17 protein-coding genes are annotated in these 16,362 nt (G+C 62.4%); 11 read left to right on the top strand and 6 right to left on the bottom strand.

Annotated features, from left to right (window positions below):
- Positions 1-115 precede the first annotated feature (115 nt).
- The 4 genes from FQP90_RS02010 (at position 116) to FQP90_RS01995 (ending at position 5,086) form a co-directional block, all read left to right on the top strand.
- Positions 116-937: a DNA/RNA non-specific endonuclease gene (locus FQP90_RS02010; RefSeq protein WP_144648061.1), complete on the top strand. Its 822-nt coding sequence runs from the start codon at positions 116-118 to the stop codon at positions 935-937.
- A gap of 118 nt (positions 938-1,055) precedes the next feature.
- Complete coding sequence (locus FQP90_RS02005) at positions 1,056-2,144, top strand: lipid II:glycine glycyltransferase FemX (protein ID WP_144648060.1); 1,089 nt, start codon at positions 1,056-1,058, stop codon at positions 2,142-2,144.
- 110 nt (positions 2,145-2,254) lie between these two features.
- The gene (locus FQP90_RS02000; RefSeq protein WP_144648085.1) at positions 2,255-3,571 is read left to right on the top strand and encodes a peptidoglycan bridge formation glycyltransferase FemA/FemB family protein; all 1,317 of its coding nucleotides are present in this window, start codon (positions 2,255-2,257) and stop codon (positions 3,569-3,571) included.
- Positions 3,572-3,598: 27 nt separating this feature from the next.
- Complete coding sequence (locus FQP90_RS01995; RefSeq protein WP_144648059.1) at positions 3,599-5,086, top strand: threonine/serine ThrE exporter family protein; 1,488 nt, start codon at positions 3,599-3,601, stop codon at positions 5,084-5,086.
- Between the two features lie 60 nt (positions 5,087-5,146).
- Here FQP90_RS01995 and FQP90_RS01990 read toward each other — a convergent pair whose 3' ends face one another.
- Both FQP90_RS01990 and FQP90_RS01985 read right to left on the bottom strand, forming a co-directional pair.
- On the bottom strand, positions 5,147-5,986 hold the full coding sequence (locus tag FQP90_RS01990) for a siderophore-interacting protein (RefSeq protein ID WP_144648058.1): 840 nt from the start codon (positions 5,984-5,986) through the stop codon (positions 5,147-5,149).
- Positions 5,987-6,051: 65 nt separating this feature from the next.
- A complete protein-coding gene (locus FQP90_RS01985; RefSeq protein ID WP_144648057.1) occupies positions 6,052-6,822 on the bottom strand; it encodes a uracil-DNA glycosylase in 771 nt (256 codons plus the stop codon).
- Between the two features lie 106 nt (positions 6,823-6,928).
- Here FQP90_RS01985 and FQP90_RS01980 point away from each other — a divergent pair, with 106 nt between their 5' ends.
- From FQP90_RS01980 to FQP90_RS01960, 5 genes are all read left to right on the top strand, one after another.
- A complete protein-coding gene (locus FQP90_RS01980; protein WP_144648056.1) occupies positions 6,929-7,264 on the top strand; it encodes a DUF3263 domain-containing protein in 336 nt (111 codons plus the stop codon).
- A gap of 49 nt (positions 7,265-7,313) precedes the next feature.
- Positions 7,314-7,934: a LytR C-terminal domain-containing protein gene (locus FQP90_RS01975; protein WP_144648055.1), complete on the top strand. Its 621-nt coding sequence runs from the start codon at positions 7,314-7,316 to the stop codon at positions 7,932-7,934.
- Between the two features lie 164 nt (positions 7,935-8,098).
- Positions 8,099-8,302, top strand: coding sequence for a cold-shock protein (locus FQP90_RS01970; RefSeq protein ID WP_011773737.1), 204 nt, complete (start codon positions 8,099-8,101; stop codon positions 8,300-8,302).
- 320 nt (positions 8,303-8,622) lie between these two features.
- Complete coding sequence (groL, locus tag FQP90_RS01965) at positions 8,623-10,248, top strand: chaperonin GroEL (RefSeq protein WP_144648054.1); 1,626 nt, start codon at positions 8,623-8,625, stop codon at positions 10,246-10,248.
- A gap of 224 nt (positions 10,249-10,472) precedes the next feature.
- Positions 10,473-11,531 (top strand): ribonuclease HI family protein, encoded by a 1,059-nt coding sequence (locus FQP90_RS01960; protein WP_144648053.1) that lies wholly within the window; start codon positions 10,473-10,475, stop codon positions 11,529-11,531.
- A gap of 160 nt (positions 11,532-11,691) precedes the next feature.
- On the opposite strand, the gene FQP90_RS01955 is transcribed toward FQP90_RS01960, so the two are convergent.
- From FQP90_RS01955 to FQP90_RS01940, 4 genes are all read right to left on the bottom strand, one after another.
- Positions 11,692-11,982: a WXG100 family type VII secretion target gene (locus FQP90_RS01955; protein WP_144648052.1), complete on the bottom strand. Its 291-nt coding sequence runs from the start codon at positions 11,980-11,982 to the stop codon at positions 11,692-11,694.
- A 155-nt stretch (positions 11,983-12,137) separates the two neighbouring features.
- On the bottom strand, positions 12,138-13,628 hold the full coding sequence (locus tag FQP90_RS01950; protein ID WP_144648051.1) for a sensor histidine kinase: 1,491 nt from the start codon (positions 13,626-13,628) through the stop codon (positions 12,138-12,140).
- 2 nt (positions 13,629-13,630) lie between these two features.
- Positions 13,631-14,341 carry a response regulator transcription factor gene (locus tag FQP90_RS01945; protein WP_026543233.1) on the bottom strand — a complete coding sequence of 237 codons (711 nt, stop codon included), beginning with the start codon at positions 14,339-14,341 and terminating at the stop codon, positions 13,631-13,633.
- A gap of 100 nt (positions 14,342-14,441) precedes the next feature.
- Positions 14,442-15,074, bottom strand: a complete 633-nt coding sequence (locus tag FQP90_RS01940) for a LysE/ArgO family amino acid transporter (protein ID WP_144648050.1) — start codon at positions 15,072-15,074, stop codon at positions 14,442-14,444.
- A gap of 68 nt (positions 15,075-15,142) precedes the next feature.
- On the opposite strand from FQP90_RS01940, the gene FQP90_RS01935 reads away from it, so the two are divergent.
- Together FQP90_RS01935 and FQP90_RS01930 are read left to right on the top strand one after the other, a co-directional pair.
- The gene (locus FQP90_RS01935; protein ID WP_144648049.1) at positions 15,143-16,066 is read left to right on the top strand and encodes a LysR family transcriptional regulator ArgP; all 924 of its coding nucleotides are present in this window, start codon (positions 15,143-15,145) and stop codon (positions 16,064-16,066) included.
- Positions 16,067-16,135: 69 nt separating this feature from the next.
- A complete protein-coding gene (locus FQP90_RS01930; protein ID WP_144648048.1) occupies positions 16,136-16,360 on the top strand; it encodes a hypothetical protein in 225 nt (74 codons plus the stop codon).
- Positions 16,361-16,362 lie beyond the last annotated feature (2 nt).

Genomic DNA, 16,362 nt, shown 5'->3' with positions numbered 1-16,362 from the left:
AGACGGGCAAGGACATGTCCGATAAGTACAAGGAAACCGCGATGGGCGGCCTCGCCGTCAACGTCGTCGAATGCTGAGTCTTTTTACTGTCTGTGCCTAGTGCCATGCTGTATCCATGAGCGGGGGATACGACAGGGATTTTTTGCGGGCACGCCTTGAACTGCCCAGTCCGTCGGCAACGACGATTCTTTTGGACTACATCCACTTCTCCGTGCGTTTCCGGGCTGCCCGGAAGCTCGCGGCGATCGTGGGGGTCAATATCAGCGGCGCGGAACTGAACCCACTGGCCCGCGAGGGGACCTGGCATTTCGATGACAGGATTCCGCGGGAACAGCAGGCAGGCCCGGACGTCTACAAGAACAACGCGTTCGACCGCGGACACTTGGTCAGGCGCCTTGACCCCGTCTGGGGTGATGCTGCCACGGCCAAGAAAGCCAATCAAGACACCTTTGCGTTCACCAACGCAGCACCGCAGGTTGATGACTTCAACCAAGGCAAGGAATTGTGGGTGGGGCTCGAGGACCATGTACTGGGGCATGCGGATGCCCATGACGCGAAGCTCAGCGTCTTTACGGGACCCGTCTTCCTTGATGACGACCAGCCATACCGTGGCGTGCAGATTCCGCGGAAGTTCTGGAAGATCGCCGCCTGGACCAATGATGCCAAGCTGGCCGCCGTCGGATTCGTCCTGGACCAGTCGCCGCTGTTGGGCAAGGTTGAACTGAAGAAAGCAATCGATCAACGGCTGCTGGAAGGCGAACCACCGCCGCTCGGGCCGTTCAGGACGTTCCAGGTTCCCATTGGGCAAATCGCGGACCTCACGGGATTAAGCCTCAGCAGGCTCACTACCGCGGATCGCCTTGTCAGCGGGCAGCGCGAACTGGGGAAACAACCGAAGGCCATCCAGCTGGAGAGCATGCAACAGATCCGTTTGTAGGATCCCGGAAGAGCGCGTTTCTGCTCGGAAACCAGCAGATTTTTCTCGGCCCGATAGACTTGGGGCTGCATGTCCGCATGCGCACCACGCTTTTGAACACTGCACCAAAACCCTGAGATTGGACACGGCCACCTTGCGAGAATTTACCGCCCGCTTTGCCACCGCCGAGGAAATCGATAACTGGGACAAACACGTCACGGCTAATCCGAACGGCGGCAACATGCTGCAGTCGGACGCCTACGCGGCAGTCAAGGACGGCAACGGTTGGTTGGTCCGCCGCTTGGTGGTGGAGACCGCCGATTACGCCAGCTACAACTTGCTCCTGGAGAAGAAGTTCCCAGTGATGGGCCGACTCTGGTATCTCATCAAAGGCCCCGATGCCGCCGCCGTCGAAGACATCAGCCCCATGCTCAAGGCGATCGCCGCATTGGCCAAGGAACAGAAGATGAACGTCTTCACCATCAAGATCGAACCCGACGTAGTGGAGTCTGCCGAGGCAACGTCCCATTTGACGGCTGCCGGTTTGGTGAAGGCCCCCAACATCCAGTCCAACGACTCCACCGCGCTACTGGACATCTCCGCGCCAGCCAATGAAGTGCTCCGCAGTATCTCCTCACGGGCCCGGAACGCGGTCCGCAGGGCAGAGCGGGAGGGGTGCGAGGTCCTCCCGGCTGAGCCCGGCGAAGACAGTTACCGCAAGCTCTACGCGCTCATGCAGAACACTGTAAACGCCAAGGGTGCCATGCCGCTGCGGAGCTACGAGTACTACTCGAAGTTCTGGGAAGAGTTCTGCAGCCGCGGCCAGGGGCATTTCTTCTTCGTCCACGAGGACGGCGCCCCCAGCGTTGGCGCTTTCGTCATCAACTACGGTTCCAAGGCCACGTACAAGGACGGCGGTTCCACCCAGAACCGCAAGCAGTACGGTGACTCGCACCTCGCCCAGTGGGCGGCAATACAGCGCATGCAGGAACTTGGCTGCGTGGAGTACGACTTCTGCGGCACACCGCCTGCCGCGAGGATCAAGGACAAAACCCACCCCCTTTATGGAATGGGCCTGTTCAAGACGAGCTTCACCAAGACCGTCACGGACTTCGTGGGCTGCTACGACCTCGTGCTGGGGCCTGTCCGGCACAAGTTGTGGCTCAAAGGTGCGGAGCGCATCTTCCGTCGACTCGAGACCATGCGCACAGGCGGCCAGTTCTACTGACGGTCAACCACAGCCAGAACGCCAACTTCAGGCCCGCCCCGGCCACCAACGGGTGCAAATCTACTTTAGGTGAGGTATTTTCTTTGACTCCGATTGAGGCTGGAACCGACATGGAATTCGTGATTCTCAGTGACGCTGATTTCGAGACCTTCGCCAAGGGCCATCCGCAAGGCAGCTTCATCCAGTCCATGGACCTGACGCGGTTCCAGCGCGCCCGCGGGCAGGAAGTCGAGCTCTTCGGCGTGACCCGCAGCGGCACCCTGATTGCCGCAGGGAAGCTCGTCTACACTGCCAATCGCTTTGGCTACAAAGTGTGTGACTGCGCCAAGGGACCACTGATGGACTACAGCGACGCCGCCGCGGTGCGCTTCGTCGTCGAGCAGTTGAAGAAGCGCGCGGCCTCGAAAAAGGCCGCTGAGCTGCGCATCTCGCCCAACATCCGGTACATCGCGCGCGACGAAGAAGGCGCCGAGCACCCGGAGGTTGAGGACAATCGTCCGCTGCTGAAGGAGTTCGAAGGCCTGGGCTTCAGGCACCAGGGCTTCGACATGAACTTCGCGAACATCAACTGGATGTTCATCAAGCAGCTCGACGGGATTGCCGATTCCGAAGAGCTGATCATGGGCATGAACTACCGCACCCGCAAGGCCATCCGGAAAGCCGAGAAGAACGGCGTGTACCTGGAGCAGGCCACGCTGGAAACACTGGACGATTTCTACACGGCGTTGAGCACCGCCGGCGACGAGAAGGGCTTCACGTACCGCGAGCGCGAGTACTACGAGCAACTTCTCCGCAACACCTCCGCTGAGTTCACCAAGCTCATGATGGCCAAGATCAACATCCCTGAGTACCGCGCGTCCATCACTGAGCGCCTGGATGCCGAGTCCAAGACCCTCGCGGACCTCAAACGGGAGGTAGAGGAGACTGGCAGCAAGAAGAAGGCCAACCGCGTCAAGGTGGTCCAGGACCTCGTCGACAGCTACGAGCGCAGCCTCAAGGACATCGAACGGTTCCCCGATTCCGTGGGCGTTGCGACTGTGGCAGCCATCCACTTCGCCTGCTCGGGCGACGAACTGGTGTGCGTCATTGGCGGCACCGTGCAGGACTACATCTACTTCAACGGCGCCACGTCCCTTTATTGGGGCATGATGCTGCACGCGCTCAACAACGGGTATTCCCGCTACAACTTCTACGGCACGTTCGGCATCCAGGGCCAGGACGAGACCGGACATGGCGGCTATGAGTTCAAGAAGGGCTTCGGAGGCGAGGTAGTGCAGTTGCTCGGCGACTTCGTCGCCCCCGTGAACCCCTTGGTGTTCAACGCCTACCGCGTGGTCAGGAAGCTCGCAGGAGCCGCCCAGACAGTACTGGGACGATTGCCACTTGAGAAATTGCCAGTAGTGCGAAAGCTTCGGGGGAACCGCTAATCAAACAAGCCAAAGGAGGATCACCGCGTGACTGAACGCCCCGAGGGGTCCGCCAGCCGGCCCCACACCGACGGTTTGCCCAAGACCCAACCGTTGCGTCCGTCGCAGGTCCGGCAGAACGTCAACGCCAAGCGCATGCTCATGCGCCTGGTCCAAGGTGATAGTCCGCCCACCGCCCCCATGAACATCGTGGACCGGCTTGCGGGGAGTCCTTACGCCAACCCCACCATCCAGGTGGTGGGGGTGGATGCCTCGGCCCGGAAGACCATCGACTTCGCCCTTCATCTGGCAGAGGTCATGTTCCGATACGGCGCTGGGGCCTTGGAAGTTGAAACCAGCATGATTGCGGTCACTGCTGCGCTTGGCCTGAAGAACATTGAAGTGGACATCACCAACCAGTCGGTGGCCATCAACTATGCTCCCAAGGACCAGACTCCCATCACGCTGCTGCGCGTGGTGCGCTCCTGGACCAACAACTACGCAGGCTTGGCTCAGGTGCACCAACTGGTCACGGACATCGTGGCCGGTGGAGTGGGCCGCGACGAAGCCGTACGCAGGTTGAACGAGATCATTCGCAGCGCCAAACCGTTCCCGCGGTGGATGGTCACCATGGCCTTCGGCATCTTTTCGGCGGTCTTTGTGGGCGTCCTGGGTGGCGGGCTGGGTGCATCGGCCGTGGCTTTTGGCTCTAACATCCTGATCAGCCTGCTCTCCCGTCAACTTGCCAGATGGCGGACGGCGGACTTCTTCAACACCATGGCGTGCGCGTTTCTGGTCACCTTCATCGCCCTGATGCTCGGCTGGGCGGGTGTGGACATCCCTCCGTCCATTGTGGTGGCGGGCGGAATCCTGCTGTTGCTCCCAACGGGCCGCCTCGTTTCGTCAGTGCAGGATGCCATCAACGGCTTCCCGGTCACAGCGGCCGGCCGGTTCCTCTCCACGGCGCTCACCTTCGGAGCCATCGTCGCGGGTATCGGCGTCGCCGTCGTGGTCGGAACGCTGATGGGCAGCGAAGTCCTGGACGTCACGCGAACATTCCCCGACGCGTATCCGCTGTGGGGCCAAGCGGTCCTGATCGCGATCGCGGTGGTGGCCATCGGCGTCACCGAACAAACGCAGATGCGTCTGTTACTTCCGACGGCGGCAGTCGGCATCGTGGGCTTCTTCGTTTTGTGGGGTGCCGGGGCAGCTGGTCTCGGCGATCGCCTGTCGCCGGCCGTCGCGGCGGTGGTGATCGGTCTCCTGGGCCGGGTTGTGGCGCTCAAGCTGGGTGCTCCGCAGCTGGTGGTGGCCGTCCCGGCGGCCCTGATCCTATTGCCCGGCCTCACTATATTCCGGTCGATGTATGTTTTGACCGTGGAAGAGGGAGACATCCTTGTGGGTGCTGGCGGCATGCTCAACGCCGCGGCCATCGTCATGGGGGTGGCAGCGGGCATCGTGCTCGGCGACAACCTCGCCAGGCCGCTGACCAAGGGCCTGTCCAGCAATGAACGTCGCCGGGTCAGGCGCCGCTAGGCATATCAGAGCAAACGGAAAGGGCGCCGCATCTTCGCGGCGCCCTTTCTGCACTAAAAGCTAGATCTGTCCTACGGGAAGTTTCTTCTCTGCCTGGAAGACTTCCTCAACGCGGCCTTGGGCCCAGTAACCGGACAGGGAGACCTGCGAACGCTCCAGCCCGCGCTGTGCGAAGAAGATCTCGCGCAGGCCCTTCATGTAGCCACGCTCGCCGTGGGCGAAGACGTCGACCCGCCCGGGCAGCCATTCTGTGGTGCGCAGTGCCTCAAGCAGGAGATCGCTGGATCCGGCGGGAGTTCCCTTGCGGAGCAGCCAGTGCAGTTCCACGCCGGCCGGTGCTGAGATCGGCAGAATGTCGGCCTCGCTGTCCACCTCAAGGTAGGCCGTTCCACGGGCGTTAGCACCCAAAGCTTCAACGCAGGCGGCGATGGCCGGGATAGCGGCGTCGTCTCCGGCGAACAGGTACCAGTCCGCGTCAGGGGCGGGGTTGTAGGCCCCGCCCGGGCCTGTGAAGATCATGGAGTCGCCTGGTTCGGCTGCGGCTGCCCAGGGCCCGGCGAGACCTTCGTCGCCATGCACCACGAAGTCGATGGCCAGTTGCTGGGCTTCGAGGTCCACCCAACGGATGGTGTAGGTCCGGGTGTGCGGCCACTGCTCACGCGGCATGGTGTCCCGGATGGTCCATAGGTCCAGCGGATATTCGTAATCGACACCCGGCTGCGGGAAGACGATTTTCACGTAACGGTCCACGTACTCGTTGTTCGCGTAGTCGCTGAATCCTGGCCCGCCGGCAACGATCCGCACCATGTGCAGCGAAAGTCGTTCCTTCCGCAAGACGGTCAGATTGACCTGGGGGCGGGTTTTGCGTGAGGCGGACGAGGTGACGGGGAGAGCAGTCATGAAGGTAAGCCTAAGCTAATTCACTGAACGCCTGCTGGGTATGAGTCGAAGGTTACAGTTCCGGGCTAGAGCACGGGCAGTTCCCACTTGATGGGGTCGGCGCCCTGCGCGCGCAAAAGGTCATTCGTGCGGCTGAAGGGCTTGGAGCCGAAGAAGCCCCTGGATGCCGACAGGGGGCTCGGGTGTACCGAGACAACCGACGGCGCTCCGGCCAGCAGCGGCGCAACTCCTTCGGCATCCTTTCCCCACAAGATCGCCACCAGTGGCCTCTGTCGACCAGTCGCGTCGGTTCGATTGGCCACAGCGGTGACGGCCGCCGTCGTCAGGGCCTCCCAACCTTTGTTGCGGTGTGAGCCGGCATTCCGCGCTTCGACGCTGAGGACGCGGTTCAGCAGCAGGACGCCTTGGTCCGTCCAGGCGCTGAGGTCGCCGTGGACCCGGGGTGGCAGGCCGAGGTCGTCATGAAGTTCCCGGTAGATGTTGGCAAGGCTGCGGGGGATGGGTCGCGTTTGCCGTGACACGGCAAAGGAAAGCCCGACGGCGTGTCCCGGCGTCGGGTACGGGTCTTGGCCCAGAATGAGTACTTTGACGTCGGTAAGCGGCTGGCGAAAGGCACGCAACAGATTGTCGGCGGCAGGAAGGACCTCGGCGCCGTTCCCGGCCTGGCGCGCCACGAAGGCCAGCGCGTCCCGGAGTTGTGGTTCAACAGGCCGCAAGGCCTCTGCCCAGTCGGGGGCCATCAGCTCCTCAAGCGGCAGATCAACCAGCGCGTCAAATCCGGGATCCGCCACGCCCGTGGGTTCAAGGTCAAACAGTGCATCCTCGCCAGTCACCACGCCATTGTCTCCCGGCTGGCGCCGGCAGGGCGAATGACAGCGTTGTTATTCGCCCGTAACATAGGGGTAGGACATTTTCACCCAACAAGCGTCGAAGGAGTGTGCCGTGGCAGAACCAGCACCGGAACCGATGGCGCCGCAGGCTACCGGGTTTGCCCTTGAAGATCTCGCGGCCGAGACCCGCAGCGACTCCCCGCTCAGTGAACGGGACCAGCAGATGCTGGCCCTGGAACGGCAGTGGTGGAAGTACGCCGGCGCCAAGGAACAGGCTATCCGCGAACTGTTCGATCTCTCCGCCACACACTATTACCAGATCCTGAACGCCTTGATCGATACCGAGGATGCGTTGGCCCACGATCCCATGCTGGTCAAGAGATTGCGTAGACTACGTACGTCCCGCCAACGTGCGCGGACGGCACGTCGCTTGGGGTCCGACGCGTAAATCGCCAGGCTGATCTGTCAGCAGCAACCAGCAAGGACAACGCTTCACCATGACCAAATTTGCCAGGGACGAATTCGACCAGGTCCCACAGAACACCAACCGGCAGGGCGTGCACCGCGACGCCCAGGAGACCGCCCGCCCCACCCTGTGGCCGGTCCTGACCGTAGGAGCCGTAGCTTTGGTGCTCGGCCTGGTGGCCTTCCTGATCCTTCCGAACCTCGGCTTGGTGGCCCCGAGCGCGTCCTCAAACGTGTCGACGCCGGCTCCCCAGCAAACTGGTGCCTCACCATCTGCCGAGCCCACCGAGGCAAGCAGCGACCCCGCCGCCTCCGGCGAACCCAGCCCGGAAACGACGCCATCGGACGTTCCGTCCGAGACGGCGTCCGCAGCGCCGGTGGACAAGACCACCCCGGTGGCGGTTTACAACGGGGCCGGTACCGCGGGCCTGGCCGGCCGAGTGGCAGGCTTGGTCGAAGGTGACGGCTGGACGTTAAGCACCGTAGGCAACTGGGGCGGCGTACCCCAGCAGACGTCCGTCATCTTCTTCAATGCTCCTGCGCAGAAGGCCAACGCCGAAGCCCTTGGCGCACTCCTGGGCATCCAGGCGATTGTGGAAAGCCCCGACGTCCAGCAGCCCTTGGTGGTCGTGGCGGGACCCGGCTACCAGTAGCCGCGAAACGGTCCGAAAAGGCCCAACTCGGTTAAGCCTCAATAACAAAAGTGATGCCCTCCCCGTTCATGGCAGCGCCGGCATAGTGACAGTGGTTACAGTGGATTAATTCCGGTACGGAGATCCCGGCAACCGGTCTTGGCTACTGCGAAAGTGTGGGCATCATGGCATTGGGAACCGTCAAATGGTTCAACGCCGAAAAAGGCTACGGCTTCATCACTGTGGATGAATCCGGGGACGACGTCTTTGTACACTGGTCCGCCATCCAAATGGACGGCTTCCGCGCCCTGGAGGAGGGGCAGCGGGTGGAGTTCGAACTGGGGGAGGGCCAGAAGGGGCCGCAGGCCGAAGGGGTCCGGGTCGCGTAGCTCGCCGCGAGTTCAGCAGTTCCCGTCAGCTCATGGCTGAAACCCCTTTGTTTATAGCGTAAATGGGCATCCCTGCTTGCACTCTCCCCGGCCGAGTGCTAATTATTGATTTAGCACTCCTACGGTTCGACTGCTAAGTCCGGCCCGGTTAATCCCGGTGGCGGATGGCTTTGGGCCGCTGGAGGATCAAGAAAAAACCTTGGTGGGGTGAGGTTCGGAGCGCGGGGCATACATAGGCCGCAAGCAAAGGACCGTCCGTCGCGGGCACCCCATCTGACAGGTACCTTCTTAACGACTGTCCCGAAAGGACTACCGCCGTTATGGCCAAGATCATTGCATTTGATGAAGAGGCACGCCGCGGCCTCGAGCGGGGCCTGAACATCCTCGCTGACGCCGTCAAGGTTACCCTCGGCCCGCGTGGACGCAACGTCGTCCTCGAAAAGAAGTGGGGCGCTCCCACGATCACCAACGATGGCGTTTCCATCGCCAAGGAGATCGAGCTGGACGATCCTTACGAGAAGATCGGTGCAGAACTGGTCAAGGAAGTTGCCAAGAAGACGGATGACGTCGCTGGCGACGGTACTACCACTGCAACCGTGCTCGCCCAGGCACTGGTGAAGGAAGGCCTGCGCAACGTTGCCGCCGGCGCCGACCCGCTGTCCCTCAAGCGCGGTATCGAGAAGGCTGTCGAGGCAGTCATCAGCGAACTGCTGGCCTCCGCCAAGGAAATCGAAACCAAGGAAGAGATCGCAGCTACGGCTTCCATCTCCGCCGGTGACCCGGAAATCGGCAGCCTGATCGCCGAAGCCCTGGACAAGGTGGGCAAGGAAGGCGTCATCACTGTCGAGGAGTCCAACACCTTCGGCCTGGAGCTCGAGCTCACCGAGGGCATGCGCTTCGACAAGGGTTACATCTCCGCTTACTTCGTCACGGATGCTGAGCGCCAGGAAACGGTTCTCGAAGACCCGTACATCCTGATCGTCAACTCCAAGATCTCCAACGTGAAGGAACTCGTCACGGTTCTGGAGAAGGTCATGCAGTCCAACAAGCCGCTGCTGATCATCGCCGAAGACATCGAGGGCGAGGCTCTGGCCACCCTGATCGTCAACAAGATCCGTGGCACCTTCAAGTCCGTTGCCGTCAAGGCTCCGGGCTTCGGTGACCGCCGCAAGGCTCAGCTCGCCGACATCGCCATCCTCACCGGTGGCCAGGTCATCTCCGAAGAAGTTGGCCTCAAGCTCGAAAACGCTGGCCTGGAACTCCTCGGCACCGCCCGCAAGGTTGTTGTCACCAAGGACGAGACCACCATCGTTGAAGGTGCCGGCGACGCCGAGCAGATCGCCGGCCGTGTGGCCCAGATCCGCGCCGAGATCGAAAACTCCGACTCCGACTACGACCGCGAGAAGCTGCAGGAACGCCTGGCCAAGCTGGCCGGCGGCGTTGCAGTGATCAAGGCCGGTGCCGCAACCGAAGTTGAGCTCAAGGAACGCAAGCACCGCATTGAGGACGCAGTCCGCAACGCCAAGGCTGCTGTTGAAGAAGGCATCGTTGCCGGTGGTGGCGTTGCCCTCATCCAGGCCGGCGCCAAGGCATTCGCCAACCTCACCCTCCAGGGTGACGAGGCAACGGGCGCCAACATCGTCAAGGTTGCCATCGACGCTCCGCTGAAGCAGATCGCCTTCAACGCAGGCCTCGAGCCGGGCGTTGTTGTAGATAAGGTTCGCGGCCTGCCTTCCGGCCACGGCCTGAACGCTGCCACGGGCGTCTACGAAGACCTTCTGGCTGCCGGCGTCAACGACCCCGTAAAGGTCACCCGCTCGGCTCTCCAGAACGCTGCCTCCATCGCTGGTCTGTTCCTGACCACCGAGGCTGTAGTTGCCGACAAGCCTGAGAAGAACGCTCCGGCTGCCGGTGGCGACGAGATGGGCGGCATGGGCGGCTTCTAAGCCCCTAAGCTGTAGCGATACAGCGCCAAGCATCACGCTTTAGAGCAAACGACGGCGGTCCTCACCTACTGGTGGGGGCCGCCGTTTTGTGTTGGTTCCCGAGGGCCGGCTCCCCAAGGAGGTAGCAGCAGAGGCCCTTATGAACGCTCAAAACGGCATCCCGTGCTGCTTAGTGGAGTAATAGCACGGAATAAGTGTCGGTGCGTTCTGGCAGGATTAACGCTATGACGATTATTGCTGCCGCCGATGGGTCCGCCCTCGGTAATCCTGGACCGGCCGGCTGGGCCTGGTACGTTGATGACTCCTGTTGGCGCGCAGGTGGGTGGCCGCACGGCACCAACAACCAGGGCGAACTAATGGCTGTCCTGGACCTGTTCAGGTCCACTGCCCATGTACCCCAGGAAGAACTGCTGATCCTGTGCGACAGCCAGTACGTTATCAACTGCGTCACCAAGTGGATGCCGGGCTGGAAGCGGAAAGGCTGGCGGAAGGCCGACGGCAAGCCTGTGCTGAACGTGGACCTGCTCAAGGACATCGATCAAGCAATCGTTGGCCGGAAGTACACGTTCGAATGGGTCAAAGGCCACGCCGGCCACGACCTGAACGAAGCCGCGGACGAGCGCGCACGCGCCGTTGCCACGGCCTACCAGCAGGGCGTGGCGCCGAAGGTGGGTCCCGGCTTCCCTGGCGCTGGGCAAGGGGCGCAGGCCCAGCAGGAGAGCCATGTCCAGGCCGCCGAGCCGGTTGCTGCAGCAGCATCCGCCAGTGCTGGCATTCCTGCCGGTGCCAGCGCAGCAGCGGCAGTGAACGCAGCTTCGACGCTTGCCAAGGCGGGCCGGGCCATGAGGCCGCATTTCGAGCCAACCCTCTTTGGAGAGTCGGGCATCTTTGGCCAAGCAGATCTTTTCAGCGAGCTCGACGACGACGCTTCCGCTCAGGAGCTGTCCGCGGAAGATACAGTGCTCGCCCTGGAGCGTGAACTCCTCAGGCCTGATGTGCGGGCGGACATCGGCCGGATTGGCATCCTGTTGCACCCCGATTTCGCGGAAATCGGCAGCTCCGGACGGTTCTGGACACGGGATGCCATGATGATGGCGCTGGAAGAGGATCCGGGCGAACCCACCGAGTTGGAGCTTCTCAGTGCCGACCGTCTCAGCGACAACACCATCCTGCTGAACTACCGCAGCTTCGCCCATACGGGCTCAGCGCTCCGGAGTTCCGTCTGGATCCTGGACCGCGGCCAATGGCGGCTGAGATTCCACCAAGGGACTGTAGAAAACTAAAGCGGCCATCGAAAACTAAAGCAGCCGTCGAAAACTAGAGCAGCCGTCGAAAACTAAAGCAGTCGAGCTTCAGGGCCGTGGACTATCGACCTGCGAGGCCGGATGTACAAGGGGGAAGACACCCGGCCCCGCAGGAGTTCATTGGTGCGGGCGCCGGTCGCTAGTACATAAAGCGCTGGGTGTTGCCCTGCTCCACTTCCGAATAGCTGGTTGCTGCAGAGGCCAAAGCCATAGTGATGGACGCCAGTGAGGCTTCAACTTTGCTTTGAGTCGTTGACCACTCCAGGACGAGAGCCTGGAAGTTGGTGGCCGCTGTCCCTTTCCATGTGGCCTCGAGTTCCTCGAGGCCGCGTCTCATGGTCTGCACATCCGAACTGATGCGATCAACAGTTCCTTTGACGTTCGCAGACTTGAGCTGGAGCAACTCGGTGTCGACGGAGATGACGCTCATGGGTAATGCCTTTCGATGAGATGTTCCGCAGGTTGCGGCGGGAAGCGTGGGCCACAACAACGAGCCTAGGAAGCCGCGTGAAACCACGAAACAGAACATCGACGCTATGTGGACAACAGCGCTATGTGGACGAAAGCGCTATGTGAATGAAAGCGCTAGGTGGAGAGCAACTCGGCAGCTTCTTCGTGGAACGGCAGGCTGACCACCAAGGTGGCCCCGCCGCCGTCGGTCTCTGTGACCCGGACTGAACCACCGTGGGAGCCAACAATTGCGGCAACAATCGCGAGTCCGAGGCCGCTGCCGCCTGTTTCGCGGGTGCGCGAGGTGTCGGCCCGATAGAAGCGTTCGAAGATCTTGTTGGTTTCAGCGTCAGGGATGCCGGGCCCGTGATCGCGGATCTCGATGACCGAGACCGAGCCGGCAGGCGTCGTCCGGACACCCACGGCGAGTTCGATCGGACTTCCCTCGGGCGTGTACCGCAAGGCGTTGCCCACCAGGTTCCCGATGACCTGCCGAAGCTTGGCTTCATCTCCCTGGACGGGCGCAGCGGCGGGGGAGCCGCCGTCGAGTCCTGTGAGCGTAATGGTGCGGTCACCCGAAGAGGCTTTGGTGTCCACCATGGCGTCGTGCGCCAGAAGGTGGAGGTCAACGGGTTTGAGTTGGAGCGGCCGTTGCTCGTCCAAGCGGGCCAGCAGCAACAAGTCCTCCACCATGGAGCCCATGCGTTTGGCTTCGCTTTCGATCCTGCCCATGGCCATCGCGATGTCTTCCTCAGTGGTGAGGGCGCCGTGGCGGTAGAGCTCCGAGAATCCGCGAATGGTGACCAAGGGCGTACGGAGTTCGTGGGAAGCGTCGGCCGCGAAGCGCCGCATGCGCCCTTCTGAAGCAGCGCGTGCTGCGAAGGAAGCTTCAATGTGTGCAAGCATGGCGTTCAGCGAACCACCAAGACGCCCCACTTCGGTATGCGGGTTGTCGATTTCCACGCGTCGCGACAGGTCTCCCGCGGCGATGGCAGCAGCCGTCTTTTCCACCTTCGCCAAGGGGCGGAAGGACCGGGCCACCGTCCAGGTGGCGATGAAGAAGGCCAATACGAGGGTCAATAAGCCCACGCCGACCACCACCAAGACGGCATGCTCCATGACTTTGTCCACCGGTGTCAGCGGCAGACCAATGATGACCACGCCGTTTTGTCCATTGGCAACGACGCCCACGGCAACGACGCGCCAGTTGGTGCCTGCGGTGCCCCTGACCTGGAAGGGAGTGTTGCCGCGCTGCTTGGCCTCTGCTGCGGTGATGTTCGTGATCGCTGGACGATCGGTTTGGCTTCCGCCGAACGTGTAGGGTTCCAGCCCGGGAACGTACAGTGTCAGCGAGTAATCCGTGGGCACTGCAGAGTCGGAAGGGGCAGCATCGTTGGGGCCAGAGCCGGAAGGGGCGGAGTTGGGCCTGGTGAGGTCGTCGAAACCCTGCTGTTCCTGCGCCAAGGCGACGGCGGCCTTGAGTTTATCGTCCACTTGGCCCTGCAGGTAGCTCTTGACGAGCGTTAACGTGCCGGAGCCCGTCGCGGCCAGGGCCAGTAGGAGAAGGCCCATGATGATGGCGACGAGTTGCGACCGCAGGGACGCCGATTTCCAGCGTTGCAGCAAGGTCAGCGCTTCTCTGCCGTCCGCAGCACGTAGCCCACGCCGCGCTTGGTCTGGATGAGGGCTGCGGCATCGGGGTCGATATCCACTTTGCGGCGCAGGTAGGAAATGTAGGACTCAACGATCGAGGCATCACCGTTGAAGTCGTACTCCCACACGTGGTCCAGGATTTGGGCCTTGGACAAGACGCGGTTGGGGTTCAGCATGAGGTAGCGCAGGAGCTTGAACTCGGTGGGGGACAGCTCGATCACGGTGCCGCCGCGGCGGACCTCGTGGGCGTCGTCGTCGAGTTCAAGATCGTCAACACGGATCACGGCGTCGTCGTCTTCCAGCGGCTGGGTGCGGCGCAACACGGCGCGGATGCGGGCCACGACCTCGTCGAGACTGAACGGCTTGGTGACGTAGTCGTCGCCACCCACGGTGAGGCCGGTGACTTTGTCCTCGGTGTCGTCCTTCGCGGTGAGGAACAGGACGGGGAAATGCTTGCCGGCCGCACGGAGTCGGCGGGTGACCGTGAAGCCATCCATGTCCGGCAGCATCACGTCCAGGACAGCGAGGTCCGGGGCATGGAGATCGGCCGCGGCGAGGGCTTCGCGACCATTGGACGCGGCCACGACCTCGAACCCTGCGAAGCGCAGGGACGTGGAGAGCAGCTCGCGGATGTTGGGTTCGTCATCGACGACAAGGAGCTTGGCTTCGGGGCCGTTCTTTTTCATGACATCCATGATGCTCCCAGAAACTGGGAGTTGTCTGGGTGCTGCATGTGAGCGAACTGCGCGGCCCGGCCAAGCCTCCTGCCAAGAGCCACGAGGTCGCTCAGGCACCCAGCACCAAACCGGCCCCCAGCGCGATCATGGTCACGGCTATGCCGCCGTCCAGGAAGCGCCATGACAGTGGCTTGGCGAAGAATCCCCGAAGGAAACGTGCCCCAAAGCCCAAAGAACAGAACCAGAGAATACTGCCCAGCATGGCCCCGGCGCCGAACCACCACTGCAAGGGAGTGCCCTGCGCGCTGGCAAGTGAACCGATCAGCGCGATGTCCAGGTAGACATGCGGATTGAGCCAGGTCAGGGCCAGGACAGTGGTGACCGAGGCTGCGAGGCCCCGCTTCGCGCCGCCGTCGTTCCGGGGGCCTTCAGCCGTCAGCGCCTGGGGCCGCAGCGCGCGCCGGGCGGCCATGACACCGTAGGTCACCAGGAATGCCGCGCCCACATAGCGGAGGACCACGACGGCGGCAGGGGCTGCCGTTATCAGGGCGCCGGTGCCAAGGACACCGGCACCAATCAATACAGCATCGGACAGCGCGCACACTGCCACGATGGGGCCAATGTGCTCTCCGCGGATTCCCTGGCGGAGAACGAAGGCGTTTTGTGCCCCGATCGCGACGATCAGTGCGAGGCCTGTGGCAAGGCCGAGGCCCGTGGAATGGAAGAAGTCAGTAAAAGTCACTCTTTGAAACTACGGAGGGGAATATCTTTAGACCAGCTAAAGTTCCTCATGCCACGTAAGATCTGCTTATGCCACAGTTCCCCTCCGAGCAACTGCTCACCTTCGCCACCGTCCTCTCCGAAGGAACACTGGATGCCGCCGCGCGCCTGCTGCACATCACACCGTCGGCGGTTTCGCAACGGCTGAAAGCGCTGGAACAATCGGCCGGCAGGGTGTTGCTGCAGCGAAGCAATCCTGCTCAACCCACCGAGGCGGGCGAGGTGGTGCTGCGACTGGCACGCCAGGTGGCACAGTTGGAGGCCGATGCGGGCAGGGAGCTTGGCTTGGGTTCCGATGGGGCGCAGCTTGCCGTCCCGATCGTGGTCAACGCGGATTCCCTGGCGGTGTGGTTCCTGCAAGCGCTGTCCCAGATTCCCGTGGACCTCAATGTCACCTTCGATCTCCACCGCGACGACGAACAGCATTCCACCTCGCTGCTGCGCTCCGGTACCGTTATGGCCGCCGTCACCGCTACACCGGAGCCGGTGCAGGGGTGCCGGGTGGAAAGCCTCGGGGTCATGCGTTACCTGGCCGTTGCGGCGCCCCACTTTGTGGACCGCTGGTTCCCGGGCTTGCCGGATGGCTTGGAAGCGAAGGTGCTCAATGCAGCCCCCACCGTGGATTTCGACCGCAAGGACACGTATCAGTGGGCCTTCGTGCAGTCGCGTTCCCGCACCGGCGGAGAACCGCTCCCCGTACGGAAGGGCCCGCGCCACTATGTTCCGGCCTCACAGGACTTCGGCGATGCCATACGGTTGGGCCTCGGCTGGGGACTCATCCCGGAAGTCCAATGCGGGCCGGACATCGCTGATGGCCGGCTGATTGAGCTTGCCCCTGAACGGCCCTTCGACGTGCCACTGTACTGGCAGCGGTGGCGGACAGCATCAAGGGTGTTGGACGTGCTCAGCGAGACCGTTCGCAACGTGTCGGGGCAGTACCTCAGGAAGCCTTGAGGGCTCCGAAATCCGAACACGCCCACGGATGCTTCCTAAATTGTCAGTGCCCCGTTCCACACTTGAAACATGGCAAAGACAACAGCTCCAGTCAGCATTCACCAGCACCGCAGCCGTGACGACGTCGAGTTCCATGTGACGTACTTGGATACGGATACAGGCCGGGTTCGGCGCGAAGACTTCCATGACCTCGCGGCGGCCGAACGCTTCGCCAGTGCCCAACTCCGCGATGAAGATTCCTGGGCCGTAGTGGATCAAGTCAAAGCCCACCACACCAGCCGCATGGTTGCCTGAGA

It is taken from the genome of Paenarthrobacter nitroguajacolicus (genome assembly GCF_007786235.1).
Classification (GTDB): Bacteria; Actinomycetota; Actinomycetes; order Actinomycetales; family Micrococcaceae; genus Arthrobacter; species Arthrobacter nitroguajacolicus_A.
Note: the sequence above shows the minus strand (reverse complement) of the source record. Positions and strands in the feature narration are given on the sequence as shown.

Bases quoted from the DNA above. Each gene is read 5' to 3' on its own strand.
- FQP90_RS01975 (WP_144648055.1), top strand. From the start codon at position 7,314: ATGACCAAATTTGCCAGGGACGAATTCGACCAGGTCCCACAGAACACC.
- FQP90_RS01955 (WP_144648052.1), bottom strand. From the start codon at position 11,982: ATGAGCGTCATCTCCGTCGACACCGAGTTGCTCCAGCTCAAGTCTGCG.
- FQP90_RS02000 (WP_144648085.1), top strand. From the start codon at position 2,255: ATGGAATTCGTGATTCTCAGTGACGCTGATTTCGAGACCTTCGCCAAG.
- FQP90_RS02010 (WP_144648061.1), top strand. From the start codon at position 116: ATGAGCGGGGGATACGACAGGGATTTTTTGCGGGCACGCCTTGAACTG.
- FQP90_RS01990 (WP_144648058.1), bottom strand. From the start codon at position 5,986: ATGACTGCTCTCCCCGTCACCTCGTCCGCCTCACGCAAAACCCGCCCC.
- FQP90_RS01960 (WP_144648053.1), top strand. From the start codon at position 10,473: ATGACGATTATTGCTGCCGCCGATGGGTCCGCCCTCGGTAATCCTGGA.
- FQP90_RS01970 (WP_011773737.1), top strand. From the start codon at position 8,099: ATGGCATTGGGAACCGTCAAATGGTTCAACGCCGAAAAAGGCTACGGC.
- groL (WP_144648054.1), top strand. From the start codon at position 8,623: ATGGCCAAGATCATTGCATTTGATGAAGAGGCACGCCGCGGCCTCGAG.
- FQP90_RS01945 (WP_026543233.1), bottom strand. From the start codon at position 14,341: ATGAAAAAGAACGGCCCCGAAGCCAAGCTCCTTGTCGTCGATGACGAA.
- FQP90_RS01935 (WP_144648049.1), top strand. From the start codon at position 15,143: ATGCCACAGTTCCCCTCCGAGCAACTGCTCACCTTCGCCACCGTCCTC.
- FQP90_RS01930 (WP_144648048.1), top strand. From the start codon at position 16,136: ATGGCAAAGACAACAGCTCCAGTCAGCATTCACCAGCACCGCAGCCGT.